This window comes from Rhodothermaceae bacterium (genome assembly GCA_009838195.1).
Taxonomy (GTDB): Bacteria; Bacteroidota; Rhodothermia; order Rhodothermales; family Bin80; genus Bin80.
Window position 1 is genome coordinate 1 of record VXSC01000017.1, and the last position, 14,083, is coordinate 14,083.

The 14,083-nt window shown below is 48.9% G+C and carries 8 protein-coding genes; 3 read left to right on the forward strand and 5 right to left on the reverse strand.

Translation table 11 applies throughout. The features are described from left to right. Nucleotides 1–267: 267 nt before the first annotated feature. From F4Y64_03070 to F4Y64_03080, 3 genes are all read right to left on the reverse strand, one after another. Nucleotides 268–1,269, reverse strand: a complete 1,002-nt coding sequence (locus F4Y64_03070; protein ID MXX96580.1) for an acryloyl-CoA reductase — start codon at nt 1,267–1,269, stop codon at nt 268–270. A 520-nt stretch (nt 1,270–1,789) separates the two neighbouring features. Next, nucleotides 1,790–2,953 (reverse strand): IS110 family transposase, encoded by a 1,164-nt coding sequence (locus F4Y64_03075; protein ID MXX96581.1) that lies wholly within the window; start codon nt 2,951–2,953, stop codon nt 1,790–1,792. A 260-nt stretch (nt 2,954–3,213) separates the two neighbouring features. Continuing rightward, nucleotides 3,214–4,146 carry a transposase gene (locus tag F4Y64_03080; protein ID MXX96582.1) on the reverse strand — a complete coding sequence of 311 codons (933 nt, stop codon included), beginning with the start codon at nt 4,144–4,146 and terminating at the stop codon, nt 3,214–3,216. Here F4Y64_03080 and F4Y64_03085 point away from each other — a divergent pair. Together F4Y64_03085 and F4Y64_03090 are read left to right on the forward strand one after the other, a co-directional pair. After that, nucleotides 4,135–4,755: a hypothetical protein gene (locus F4Y64_03085; GenBank protein ID MXX96583.1), complete on the forward strand. Its 621-nt coding sequence runs from the start codon at nt 4,135–4,137 to the stop codon at nt 4,753–4,755. The genes F4Y64_03080 and F4Y64_03085 overlap by 12 nt on opposite strands. A 251-nt stretch (nt 4,756–5,006) precedes the next feature. Then, nucleotides 5,007–6,707 carry an IS1634 family transposase gene (locus F4Y64_03090; GenBank protein MXX96584.1) on the forward strand — a complete coding sequence of 567 codons (1,701 nt, stop codon included), beginning with the start codon at nt 5,007–5,009 and terminating at the stop codon, nt 6,705–6,707. Between the two features lie 522 nt (nt 6,708–7,229). Here F4Y64_03090 and F4Y64_03095 read toward each other — a convergent pair. Then, nucleotides 7,230–10,358, reverse strand: a complete 3,129-nt coding sequence (locus tag F4Y64_03095) for a T9SS type A sorting domain-containing protein (GenBank protein MXX96585.1) — start codon at nt 10,356–10,358, stop codon at nt 7,230–7,232. Nucleotides 10,359–11,453: 1,095 nt separating this feature from the next. Between F4Y64_03095 and F4Y64_03100 the strand changes: the two genes are divergently transcribed. Continuing rightward, nucleotides 11,454–13,013, forward strand: coding sequence for an AbgT family transporter (locus F4Y64_03100; protein ID MXX96586.1), 1,560 nt, complete (start codon nt 11,454–11,456; stop codon nt 13,011–13,013). Between the two features lie 89 nt (nt 13,014–13,102). Here the strand turns inward: F4Y64_03100 and F4Y64_03105 are convergent, their stop codons facing one another. After that, complete coding sequence (locus F4Y64_03105) at nt 13,103–13,792, reverse strand: energy transducer TonB (protein ID MXX96587.1); 690 nt, start codon at nt 13,790–13,792, stop codon at nt 13,103–13,105. Between the last annotated feature and the right edge of the window lie 291 nt (nt 13,793–14,083).

Genomic DNA, 14,083 nt, shown 5'->3' on the forward strand with positions numbered 1-14,083 from the left:
CCAAAAATCCCACTCCAATGCCCCTGTGACAGAGGTAACCGCCGAAGTCAGGATTCATCCCATATCGGAAATCTTCGCTGAATACCATACAAATGGACTCGTTGGAACGCGTAGAGAGGTCATGATGAATATTATGGGCTATCATCTTTGATGTGAAATACATCATCCGCAAAAGATGTACCCAAGTCGCTGTTACTCTAATTTAGGTGTGTCCCTCGGGGGTCATCTAGTATCTAGGTATATCGTTGTGTGGGGTATTTGTGGACGTTATCCTTTACTGTTAAGATCAACTAGGAACCTACCGGGAGCCTTACCCTGCATCTTAGCTCGGCAAACACTCTCTATATCCTCTAAACCAACGGTTCCCATCGAAAGCTGGTCGACCTCGTGTTCAGGGATGAGTGCGTGCAACCGCCGCCAAGCAGTCAATCTGTCCTGCATGGACGCCGTGTTTGAATCAATCCCGGCAAGCGTAATACCACGGAGAATAAATGGATACACGGTTGTTGTTAACTCGGTGCCCGCTGCATTCCCGGAGGCGGCGATACATCCGTGACGCCTCACCTTGGCCAGAGCTGCAGCCAATACCTTTCCCCCTGCAGCATCAATCACACCATCATACAAAGCATGCTCAAGTGGTCGGCTGGCTTTGATCCGGCCGATTGTTCTCGACGCTCCCAAGCCCGAAATTTTATGCCATAAATGCGAACTGTCACAGGACGCTATCACGGTGTATCCAAGACCTGCGAGTAATTTGACTGCGATCATTCCCACGCCCCCTGATGCACCTGTAACGAGAATCTCTCCATTCATAATCCGATGATCTTCCAGAGACATCACACTCAGCATCGCCGTGAGACCTGCCGTGCCCAATATCATGGATGTGCGTGTACTCATCCCTTCAGGAAGCTTCAGTAAATACTCGGGCGTAACCGACTGCAGCTGCGAATACCCTCCACTGCATGACTCCCCAAGTCCGCCACCAGTTAGAACGACCCGATCTCCTGGTGCATAGCCATCAAGCTCAGACCTTAAGACTATACCTGCCAGATCAATTCCTGGCACAAACGGAAAAGGTGCCCGCACGATTTTGCCCGTTCCCGTAATGGCCAATGCGTCTTTGTAGTTAATCCCTGAATACTCCACTTCAATAATGACGGACCCATCTGCGATGGATGCAGACTCTCTCTGCTCAATTGAACATTTACCTGGGACCGTCAAGATTAGTGCTTTGTATTGACCTGAAATTATAAATGGTTCTATCCCCATTATTGTAGAAACGATTCATTATTAGGTGAACCAAGATAGGCAATTGCATCAGGGGTTTGACATTGCAATGACCATTACTTATACTGACTGCGATTGGTTCATGCATTGGTTAATTTGGGCAACGGTATGATGCAAAAGGAAATATTTTGGGAATTCGTTTAAAAAGAAAAGTTTCACACACATCTCTCCTACACCTTCAAAGATCGTGAAATTTTTGAAGGGCGCGTTCTGTATCCTTTGCAATTCCTCGGATAAACAATCACTGGTTTTTCTTATTTGTGCAATGCGATCATCTGCTTTGTGCAGATTTCAAAGACTGGGCTGAGAGCATCTGTTCTATTGCCAAACTCGTTTATGAGAGTCCCATTGATCGATCCGGGCTCTAACGTCTTATCGGGCATAAAGGCCGGGTTGCTAACCTATACATTGAGTCTTTCCACCAGGTGGAGACTAAATTCCCAACGGAGCATATCCCGGCTACCAGATCCGCAAGCATCAGTCGCAAGGTACATTGAAATCCCTATTGCTTCGCTTTTCTCGCGGATACAGGTGGTCTGTAAAAAAGATGTGGATGGTAATCTACATTCTTTCTCCAAATGGTCCAAAGTGTTGCAAGTACGTTTCGCTGGGTATTTAACCGGGCACGGGTCAAATCTTGCGTACGCTTCGCCGAAGCATGATAAAACAGGGAGACTTCGTTGGACTCTTTGGCAGGTAGTGAAGACATCCAGCATTGGTAACTGATGGCTTTCAATACACTGGCTCCAGAACGATCCAGACACTCCCCAGACAATTTCTTTCCTCCGCTTTGCCGTACTCGAATCCCCAATTGGCAGTACTTCCATAGTTGCTGCTTGGTCGCAAAGCGATGAGGCGTTTGAATGAACGCGCTAAACACATGAGCGCCCACCACTCCAATTCCTGGAATGCGCTGAAACTGCTCAATTTCTCCATACTTTTTCCCAAGTTCCTGCATCAGCAACAACGCGTTTTCACGAACACGCACCATGCAATCCAGCGGATCATAGAAATTCAGGATTACCTTCTTCATCGCCTCGGATTCGACGTGTTTCAAGTAGGAGTGCCGATGCGCCTTGCGGTACACCAAAGATCCTGAAATCTTCAAAACGCCACCCTGATAATACTTGGATTTGATTTGGTTTTTCAAGGCAACAATCTCATTGGTGATCGACAAATACTGTTGCGCGACCATCTTGAAGTCTACACGGCTTGGATCATGGTTGTGATAGACGGGCTTCAATTCCTCCAACCGAAGCAGACGAGCAAGTTTTAGAGAATCGCGCACATCATCTTTGCTCCCACCGCGACTGATCAACGCATTTTGTACCGGATCACACACGATCAACTCCGTTACATGAGGCGTCAGAACTCCGGCGATCCAGCCAGCCAAACTTGATTCCTCCAACGCCAAATACTTGAACGTGGCTGGCAAGGCCTTCACATGGCGAATCAAGCCAGTTTCTGAGGTTGGAAAATCGTGAACCGACACCACATTCGCGTCTGCATCAATCGCCCCAAGAACACAGTTCCTCGTGTGGGCATCGAGACCGATATAAACATGGGTGTACATTATGCATATAGGTTGAATGAGACGCAGAGCAACATACGCATTCGCGCCCCCACTTTTTATTAGACCTATATAGAATACTTGAAATGTTTTCATGGGTTTGCCGTATAAACATATGGCTCTTGGGCCATTTTGATAAACGAAAACAAGTTAGTGGGAATCCCTGACGTTTTGCATAGTCTCAGGGCCTGCATCAGACATATCCTGTACTCCGTTGGTCCTTGGGTTCTGTTTTTTCCTGTTGTGGCACTCGGTCAGGTGCATGCGCCGAACGTTCAGGTCCATACCGACGTGCATCCTTGGGATTTGTTGAATCCTCTAGCCTGGATTTCCGCGAAGGAATTTGGCGGTGATTTTTAGGCGTGTCTGGAGAACTGAATCCGCAGGGTTTTGTTACCAAGCCATGGGATATTCTGACGGAGTTCGGGATATCCGGCCGCAATCAGGTAGCCTGCTTTGGCGCGAGATCGGATCTGGACCAGGATGTCATCCTGACCGATGGTGATTTTCCCGCTCTGTCGCCCCAAGTCACGATAGATTCTGCGTGCCTCCGCGGTTTCATAGCCTTCCCCAACGCGGACGCCCATAAGTCGATACAGAATGCTGGCCATGACCGTGAGTTGTACATCTGCATTGATTCGCATCGGGACGGCGGAACTCAACGCATCCATATGAAAGAAGTCAATGGCATCACTGATGACATTTTCGATTATCATGCGTCGCGCATACCGGTCGATGAGTTGGCTTGCCGTACGCTCCATTTGATTGGTGATCAGCACGGTCGGCTTGTCATGTCCCAAGTGTTTCACGAAGAGCTGTCGCACATCCTGGGGATAGTTTCTGAGTTTCACCGTTTGCTCGGCGACACTTGGGTTGCGATACGCACGTCCAACATTGGAGAGACGGGTTGGAGTCCAAGCCTCTGGCTCAAGTGTGTAGATTTGTTGGAGCAGGGCGGCATGTCGGCGTCGTAAGGTGATGAAGTTGATTCCGCGTCTGGTGAGTTCAGCCAGATTCGCATAGGTGGTAAAGCGGCTGTCAAAGACCAACTCTCCCGGGAGGTCTCCGGTACGGGCCTTCCAGTCGTCAACAAAGCGAAGAATGGCATCATTCTGGGTGTCTTTTCGCAGCGTGGTATCGGCATAGCAAAAGACGCTGGAGGTTGCATCGCGCGCCAAGGCGGTCGGGATTCCACGTTGTCGGCGGCTGCGCTTAGAGACGAAATGCTTCTCAAGTAGGGTTTGATCACCATTCCCTATCATGGAGACGAGGCCGTAATGCAGAAACATTTCGTCTCGAAACGCAGCCGACGACAACGGGGGATCTTGGCCATGGTCGCCCGCGAAGCCAGTCAGCGTATGCTCATCTACGGCGATGCAACCATGACCAAGGCCCGACAAAATGACGCCGTCCTGGAATTCATCGATGTGTGGGAACAACGCACCGGGCGGCCTCCCAAAGAACTCGTCTTTGATAGTCGCTTTACCACCTATGCGAATCTCAACGAACTCAATCAGCGAAAGATCTACTTTCTAACCCTGCGACGACGACATCCGGCCATTGTCGAGAAGATCCAGCAACGCCCGGCATCGGATTGGAAAAAGATCCAACTCCACAATATTGGTCGAAAGTATGCCACCCCCCATGTGATCGACGAACCGGTAACGGTTCGCAACTACTCCGCAGACCTACGACAGATTGCGGTCAAGGGACTCGGCCACGAGAAACCAACCCTGCTGATGACCAATCGAATGGAAGAAAAACCCGCGGAACTCGTTGACCGATATGCCAGACGGATGCTGATTGAAAATTCCATCGAGGATGCGATTAACTTCTTCCATATGGACGCGCTCTCGAGTACCGTGCCCTTGAGACGGAAGTTCCCCCCTATTTTCTGAGATTTTTCATTTTTTGTTCTGACATTGTTGTCTGGAGCAGACATATTGGGGGGCTTTCGTCGTGATTTGCCCTCTATTTCGGGGTTTTCGAGGCGTATTTCTCTGTTTTGGTCATTGTTTTGAGGAGATTGTGGCGGCAGACACGTACCCATGTATATATGTTCGAAGTTTCGGAGTTTCGATGCGTTTTATAGGTATATATTCCTCATTATGTTCTATATTATCCACGATACAACTTTCATTAAGTACCCATGTACGTTGCCCGAATCCCCAATCGTAATTCCAACCCCACCTGGCTCATCCGAGAGTCCAAACGTGTCGATGGAAAAATCGTCAAAACCACCCTCGCCAATATCACCAAATGGCCACAGCCCGTCATTGATGGACTTCGCATTCTCCTCAAAGGAGGCACGGCCATCCAATCCGTTGAAGACGCCTTTGACATCCAAAGCAATTGCCCCCACGGACCCGTCGCCGCCGTCCTGGGGATCATGAAACAACTCCAGATCCCCGAGTTGATTGCTTCGAAGAACGCTCGGTTTCGCCGGCTCATTCTTGGCATGATCGCCGCACGCGTGATCCGGCCCGGCAGTAAGCTCGAAACCAGTGCCATGCTGGATGCGCACACGGCCTCAACCACACTCAATCAGGAGCTTGGACTCAAACGCGTGGATGAGGACGATCTCTATGATGCGATGGACGAGTTACTCCAGCGCAAGACCGAGATTGAATGTCGGCTGGCGAGCCGACATCTGCAAGACGGGAGTCTGGTGCTCTACGATGTAACGTCCAGCGATGTGGAGGGCGAGAAGAATGAATGGGCGGCTTTCGGGGACAACCGCGACCAAAAGAAGGGCAAAAAGCAGGTAGTCTATGGATGGATGACCGACTCCGAAGGCTGTCCGGTGTCGGTGGAGGTCTTTGCTGGCAATACGGCCACGCTGCCGGCCCAAGTGGAAAAGATTCAAACGAGCTTTGGTCTGAAGCAGGTGGTCCTGGTTGGTGACCGGGGGATCCTGAAGCAGAAACAGATTCAGGACTTGCCCGCGGGGCTGGACTGGATCACGGCGATGCAAAAGCATGAACTCCGTGAGGTGGTCGAACAGGAAGGGCTGCAGATGAGCCTGTTTGATGAACAGGACCTGGTGGAGGTCTTCAGCGATCTGTATCCCAAGGAACGTCTGGTGCTGTGCAAAAACCCCTTGCAGGCCGCAAAGAACCAACAGACCCGAGAAGAGCTATTGACCAAAACGGAGGAGAAATTAGACCGGATTGTCCAGGCAACCCAAGAAGGCCGGTTGAAGGACCCGGGAAAGATCGGACTGCGGGTGGGCAAGTGGGTGGGCAAGTACAAGATGAAAAAGTTTTTCACGCTCGAGATTCGGGAGGGTCACTTTTCATATACCCGCAATACCCAAGCCCTTGCAAAGGCCGCACAATTTGATGGACTGTATGCCATTCGTTCCAGTCTGAAACAGGACCCGGAGGCAAGCGAACTGGTGACCCATTACAAACGCCTGTCCAAGGTCGAGATGGCCTTTCGCACCCTGAAATCCACCTCTTTGCAGATCCGTCCGATTCGCCATCGAACCAAAGACCGGGTGGTGGCTCATGTCTTTTTGTGCATGCTGGCCTGCTATGTGGAATATCATCTGCGCCAGAGGTTGGCCCCGATGTTGTTTTCAGAGCAGGATCCGCAGGCGCAGCGCACGACAGTCGTGGGACCCGCCAAACGCTCGGAACTGGCCAAAAAGAAGGCCCGAACCAAACGGACCCAGGCGGGAGAAAAGGCCTTGAGCTATGCCAGTCTGATGGAACAACTCTCGAAGCTATCCCGCCTGGTGATCCTTCCAAAACTCAAATCAGAGACGACCCAGCCGATCGTGATGTTTGAGCAGATCAGCTCTCTGCAAAAGCAGGCCTTCAAGCTTCTGAACGTCAAACTGCTCTAAGCAGCGATCCACCGAATGGTGGACAACCCTCCGCGGATACTCCGCACAGAAAATCAATAAATCCTCTAAAAAAACCTCCCAAATCTATGGGAAAATCGTGCCTCCAATAAACCGAAAAGGGGGGAACTTCCGTTGAGAATTGATCTGGACTTACAGTTGACCCTCATCGCCAGTACCCTCTATCAGGTCTTAGCACACCGACTGGGACCTCGATATCAAACCTGCAAATGCCAGACGCTCTTCAAAAAATTCGTACAGGCCCCCGCCACAGTCATCTCTGAGAAGGATCAAATCACTGTACGACTCACCCGACGCGCACATAATACCGAACTCCGCGCAGCAGGATATGTCGGACCCCAAGGACCCATCTCTTGGTTGCAGGACCGAAACCTCATCCTCGAATACGTCTAACCACCTCGATGACACAGACCAGATTGTCATCAAAAAACGTGGTTAAAAATTCAGGATAGTAGCATCCCTTGTGATATACGGGAGCATCCACGTATGTACTTCTTAGCGGCTTTACTTTACCAGTGTCATGTGTCCAGTCTTCGCGTACAGTCCATTCGATCCAGTCGCAATCACCCGGTAGAGATAGTTGCCACTCGCTAAGTTGGTTGTATTGAGATCAATGCCGTGGCTGTAACCAGCATCAAACTCTTTCACTGGCAGCCTCATCAATTCGCGACCCAGCACATCCATGACCTGCAATATCACCAGTGCGTTCTCTGGAAGATCAAACTGAATTCGCGTGGAAGGATTGAACGGATTTGGATAGTTGCCGTGTACCGTAAAGGATCTTGGCAAGACTGTATTCTCGATGGCCACTGGAGAAAATATCTCAATCGTGAACGTCAGACTATCAGAAGAGCCGTTTGTGTCGGTTGCACTGTACTTGAGATGTATCGGTGCCTGAGTGACCATCATGGGGGTTCCTGACAAAGCTCGTGTTTGCTCATTAAAGATCAGGCCTTCTGGTAGCCCAGGTGTAAGTTCGTACACAATTGGGGCGACGCCCCCTGATGCGTCCGGAAACATCAGTGGATCCATGAGTTGTCCACGGGCGAGAGATTGATCGTGAATCATTCCCTTGAATACCACTGCCTCCACAATTTCAATCGTGAACATCAAATTAACGGCCGTTCCCTCGGCGTCTGTTACCCGATAGATATAGTTCGTCGCAGACATCGCTGTGGTCGGTGTCCCACTTACTGTACGCATGGATGCATCAAAATCAAGTCCTTCGGGCAATGCCGGAGTGAGCGTGTAGGCATACGGCGGCATACCACCATGTGCTTCGGGCAGAACGTACCAGGGTATGACAGTGTTCATAGTATAAGTATGAGATCCAGTTTCCCCAGCAAACTGCAGACCAATTCCCTCCGTCGTGGCACTAACTACACCTGAGGCGTCACTCTCACCGATTGCATTCATGGCATAGACCCGGTAGTGCCGTGTTGTTGCAGCCCTGAGCCCTTCATGGGTGTAGGCCGTCGTTTCGATGGCACTGGTTTGCAGGTCCGACCAAGAGCCTGTCGTACCATCCGCAGAAACCTCGATGCGGTAGCCTGTGATGGGGGATCCCCCACTCTCCAGTGGCGCGCTCCAAGACAGCTTGATTGCGGTTGTCCCAAAGGGCTCTGCAATCAGGCTAGTGGGTGCAGTTGGTTCTGTGGCCGCACTCGTTGTAGCATTTGCGGTATTTGAGGAGCCGCTCTCACCAAACTCATTACTGGCATAAACCCGGTAATAGCGTGTCGTCCCAGCCGTAAGTCCGCTATGCGTATAGTTCGTTGATGTACCTGTATGAAGATCGCTCCAGCCAGTTTCTTCCTCTGGAGACACCTGAATCCTATACCCGGTGATTGCCGATCCTCCGGTATTTGAGGGTTCGGTCCAACTTAAAATGATCGTGCTTGGGCTCGAGGTGCTGGCTGTCAGACCAGTGGGAGCATCCGGTGGTGATATTGCTGCAGTCGTGGTGGCGGTGACAACATTGGAAGCGATGCTTTCGCTTTCAGTGCCATTGCTGGCATAAACCCGGTAATGACGCGTCGTTCCGGCCGTGAGCCCTCTATGCGTATAGGTCGTTGATAGACCTGAATAAAGATTGGTCCAGCCAGTGTTCCCATCTGGAGATACCTGAATTCGGTACCCGGTGATCGCCGCTCCTCCGGTATTTGAGGGTTCAGCCCACCTTAAAATGATGGCATCCGAGCCTGATGGACTAGCTGTCAAATCAGTTGGAGAACTAGGTGGCGTCACTGTTGTGGTAGTACCTGTAGTAGCAGTAGCAACGTTTGAAGGACGGCTAGGGCCCCGAACATTGAGAGCACGGATCCGATAAAAGTAGGTCGTATTTATTGGCAGTCCAAAATGTAAAAAAGTATTCTGCTCAGGGGCAAGTTCCTTCAGGTGTGACCAAGATGTACCCGCGTTAGAAGACACCTCAATTCGGTAACCGGTGAGATCTAATCCTCCATTATAAGTTGTATGTCTCCATGTTAAGCCAATACCAGATTCTTGTGAATTCCATTCAGCATTTAATTCTGTAGGCGGGTTTGGGACGGTAGGAGTAGCGGCTTCTATGGTAACATTTTGGGTGTGTACAGGCTTACTCTCACCGAGGCGATTGATCGTAAAAATCCGGAAGTTACGACCAGTTAGAGGTTCAAGATTACGTTTGGTATACGTCGTAGTCGTAGGCCCCAAATTGGCTAAATCGGACCATGACTCGGTAGCGTCAGCGAGGCCTATTGAGACGTGAGGTGAGAATTGAATTCGATAGCCGGTGATCGCAGCCCCTCCGGTCTCCAATGGAGGCTTCCACGAAAGTCTTATCGTAAATGGACTTGCTTCGGATCTAAAATCAATCGGGGAGTCCGGCACTGATGGTGCCGTCGTGGTAGCCTCGGCAACATTTGAGGGATCGCTTTCACCATACTCATTAAACGCACTGATTCGAAAATACCGGGTTGTTTCAGGGGCGAATATAAGGTTGTGAAACCTTGCGGAACTTTTCGTATTGGCGACCATCGTTGTCCAAGGGCCCTCAGCCCCTGTCGAAGAAACCTCAATCCTGTACCCTGTAATTGATGGATCCACCAAATATTCTACATTTTCGTCGGGACCAGTTACGGGACCAATTACTGGTGGATACCAACTTAATTCAATCACGGTTGCCCCTCTAGTCGTTGCAGTTAAATTTGTGGGTGGTTTTGGCCCTGCAGAATTACTGGTGGAATCGATGGTAAACGCAGGGGGGGTATCGCCGTCAGATATGGTGGTGACCATGTCAGGGCCATCTGCTTCATTCTCGGATGAGCAAGTAGGTGTTCCAGAAAAGAGAGCGAAATTCAGAGGGAACGACCTGAAATGACTTGAACAAATCACAGGAGGATCAGCAACTGGACCATCCAAATTCTTACTAATCGCAATCGTTTCCACCGGGTTGCCCAAAGCTGTATGGGTAAAAGACAATATTGCCAAGAACACAAATATTCTTCGCATCCGTACGAGGGAAAGAAATGGTGCTCCGCGAGACACCAACATCTCTACGGAGCCTATCCTTGAAATGTTTTCTAGTAATTTTAACATTAAATCATAGATGTTCTTGATACAACTGCTCCCACTAACTCGTTTTTTGCTCATCGAAATTAAGATTTTCAGGGTAATCGTCTGTGAATTGTTCGTATTTCTGCTGTTTCAATCATGATTCCACTACAAAAACAGGTGAGAGAGCATGAATTTTGGCTAAAACGGTCTCAAATTTTGCAAAAACAAAAGCAGGACGTCCCATTCTACGGGGAGTTACGACTTAGTGGGAGCAGCTGTTCTTGATATAGATTTTCACGCAAAATCCTCCGTTTGAAGGCGGCCAAAGCTTTGGGGGTACCTAGAAGCATATCTCACAGGTTGGAGCAGGATTTTGCGAGAGTCTTGTTTGAAAAACGAACTTAATGAGACTTTAAGCCTAGATGTGCCTGAAATACAATAGTCATTCACAGGGATCGGGGAGAGCACTCTCCATCTTACTCGAGTACCACAATTGGTGGCATTTATTCTGATAGATTTTTTTTATGTTCCATCGTAAGTCCGTCCAGTTTATTCTGGGCATAACGAGGTCTAAACCATAATTTTCATGCCAAATTGATTTTTTGGCTTAATTACGCCAATTTGGAACCTTCTATTTCGAAACCACTTTTTAAGAGGCCTCAAGAGCATTCTATATGGCGGTTTTTGATGGAATGGAACCTGATGTTCACATTCAAATCGTACGGATACTTCAAATCCAACTCGCAGGAGATCTTGAACAGATACGGAACGAATGTCAGCAAGAAGGTGAAATTCGTGGAATGGATTTCAACGCCTCCTGTGTGCATGAAACTTTGAGATCTGTGCTGTCAAAAACTACACTAGGAGGTCTTCTAGGACTAAATTGCACGCGATAAAAAGATTCCATTTTGATGTGAATTTCAAAAAACGTAACCTTGTTGAATGTTCTGGACTGGATTTGTAGGTGGCTCCAATACGAAATCCTACACCGAAATACAGTCTCGGAAATTCCTCATAAAATTCAACCCCTCAAGGTAGCAACATCATTCTGAATATATAGAGCCAATATTTTTCAATACGACCTGATCATTACAGAATCTCAAATGAAGTATTTACAGATTGTGTCGAGAAGTGATTTTGATTGATCGGGCTGCAGATGTTATGTTTCGCCTTCACATTATCTTCTAATTCATGAATCAAACGCCTAGTATTGAACCGACGAAAGCCTTCTTGGACCGATGTCTGAGAAGAATTGAAGTGGTCGGTAATAAATTACCAGATCCGTCAATGCTTTTTCTATTGTTATTGGTTGTCGTCTGGATCCTGAGTGCAGTCTTATCGAATTTCTCTTTCTCTTCGGTCATTGATCCTCGCACCGACGCACCGCTGGTAATCAATAACTTATTGACTGGTAGTGCAATCACCGACTTTATGAGTCGGATGGTTTCAATTTTTACCGGGTTTGCTCCGCTTGGTGTGGTACTGGTTGCAATGCTTGGCGTGGGAGTGGCTGATGAGGCGGGGTACTTTAATACGGGGATTAAAGTACTCTTGTCAAAGACTTCCATAGGGCTTTTGACCCCGGTAGTCGTTTTGGTCGGTTTATTGAGTCACAGCGCGGTAGATGCAGGGTATGTGCTGGTTATTCCTTTGGGGGGCGTGATTTTTCATTCGGCCGGTCGCCATCCATTGGCCGGAATAGCCGCCGCCTTTGCAGGAGTTTCGGGGGGCTTCAGTGCCAATCCGCTCCCATCTGCCCTTGATCCTCTTTTGCAGGGGTTCACACAGCCAGCAGCGCAGATTCTTGATGCGGCCATTTTGGTCAATCCCCTGTGTAACTACTTTTTCACCATGGCCTCCAGCGGATTGATCATCGCCCTTGGGTGGTATATCACAGATCGTATTGTAGAGCCTCGCCTTTGGAGAAACACGCCCGTAGATCAGGGCGCTGAGAGATCCGAGGGTATGGATCAAATTAGCGGAACAGAATCGAAGGCGTTCTGGTGGGCCACGGGGATAATGCTACTTGGAATCGTGGTGCTTATTCTGACTCTGTTACCATCTGACTCTCCATTCAGGGATGATAGCGGGTCATTGAATTCGTTTCAGGCCCCCATCATGCAGTCGATTGTGCCGCTCATCTTCCTATTATTTCTCGTTCCTGGCGTCGTATACGGGTATGTTGCCCAGGTATTCAGATCGTCAAAAGATATGGTGAATGCGATGACGAAGGCGATGAATGGGATGGCGTATTATATTGTGATGGCTTTCTTTTGCGCATTTTTTGTTCATGCCTTTGGCTCATCAAATATTGGAGCATTGCTGGCACTTAAAGGAGCAGCCGCACTGCAGGCAATGGCGCTACCCGGATCTATCACGATTATGGGGATTATCCTGCTTACTGCGTTTGTGAATCTCTTTGTTGGATCTGCGTCTGCAAAGTGGGCACTTTTGGCACCAATATTTGTCCCTATGTTAATGCAGGTCGGGATCTCGCCAGATTTGACGCAGGCGGCTTATCGGGTTGGAGATTCTTCTTCCAATATCGTCACGCCACTTATGCCGTATTTTCCCCTAGTGGTGGTTTACTGTCAGAAATATTTCAAGCAGACGGGAATTGGGACATTAACTTCCATCATGATTCCTTATTCAGTCACGTTTCTGATTGCCTGGACAGTGTTTCTCGTTTTTTATTGGGTATTGGGGATTCCTTTAGGATTGGGATCATCCTATGTTTACCCACCAGTCTAATGTCCATTGGATCAGAATTTGGACGAATCGTTCGTGGTATGTTTCAAGGATTCATGCGCTCACTGCTTCGGAGTCTATTCCGGCGGTAATTATTTTGTCCGTGTAGAGTCCACCGGATCAATAAGTTCGAAGCGAACCGGAAGACGCATCCGGATTCTTGCAGATTTACCCAGATGTCGGCCGGGGATAAATCGCGTTCGACGCAATGCTTGTACGGCAGCAGAATCAAGCAAAGCGTGCAAGGGATGAGAGACTAGAATGTTACTTACTGTACCATCTGGATTAACGGTGAATGTGAGTGTCACCTTGCCCTCAATTTCTTGGACTATAGCTTCTTGAGGATAATCAATCAGAATGTAGTATGCTCCCAGTCCACCTTGTATTTGTGGCATAATTTCCGCATAATTCAGTACAGGAATAGAAGAAGTATTAAGAGGGTGTGGCTGGGAGATTTCGGGAATCGTGTCCTCATGAGCGATGATTTCATTAGACTCAATAGTGACGGCATCTGTCCCGGCATTGGATCCGATTGGCTTTATGTCGGTAGCGGGGGGTAGGTATATTTTCCGTTCAATTTCCGTACTGATGCCATGAGGCTTGAGACTCAGTCTCCATGATTTTGGAGCGGGATCGAAGCGCAGTGGGATCTTGAAGCATAGCGTGATGAGTGCTAGGCTTATCGCAAGGGCAACCATGAAGCGCAAATGATAGTATGAATTCTGAATCTGATTGGAATCCATGGGAGTGAGGTGCTCAACCCTCTGCAGAAGAGTACTCAACTGTCAAAATAGCTTCGTCCTCATTTGCCTGGAATGGTGAATATGGAATTTTAGGATTTTTCATCTTTCCCAATAATCGGATCACAGTTTTTCGCCTTACGCTTCCCGGATTCAGCGCTCCGTCTCATTGCGGGGATGCAGCTTGTTCTTTTCCTCCGAGATTCTCGTTTTTTCTAATGGTTTTTGATCCCGTTGCCGAGGCTATGCCTTCCCTCTAATACCTCAGCGTACCTCGCACATTCACGCCGAGCGTTGCCTGTCCATGCATGAGTCCAAAGACGGAGAAGCTGA

Excerpts from the sequence above, each read along its gene's own strand:
- F4Y64_03070 (MXX96580.1), bottom strand. The coding sequence starts at position 1,269 with ATGGGGATAGAACCATTTATAATTTCAGGTCAATACAAAGCACTAATC.
- F4Y64_03075 (MXX96581.1), bottom strand. The coding sequence starts at position 2,953 with ATGAAAACATTTCAAGTATTCTATATAGGTCTAATAAAAAGTGGGGGC.
- F4Y64_03085 (MXX96583.1), top strand. The coding sequence starts at position 4,135 with ATGCAGAAACATTTCGTCTCGAAACGCAGCCGACGACAACGGGGGATC.
- F4Y64_03080 (MXX96582.1), bottom strand. The coding sequence starts at position 4,146 with ATGTTTCTGCATTACGGCCTCGTCTCCATGATAGGGAATGGTGATCAA.
- F4Y64_03090 (MXX96584.1), top strand. The coding sequence starts at position 5,007 with ATGTACGTTGCCCGAATCCCCAATCGTAATTCCAACCCCACCTGGCTC.
- F4Y64_03095 (MXX96585.1), bottom strand. The coding sequence starts at position 10,358 with ATGAGCAAAAAACGAGTTAGTGGGAGCAGTTGTATCAAGAACATCTAT.
- F4Y64_03100 (MXX96586.1), top strand. The coding sequence starts at position 11,454 with ATGAATCAAACGCCTAGTATTGAACCGACGAAAGCCTTCTTGGACCGA.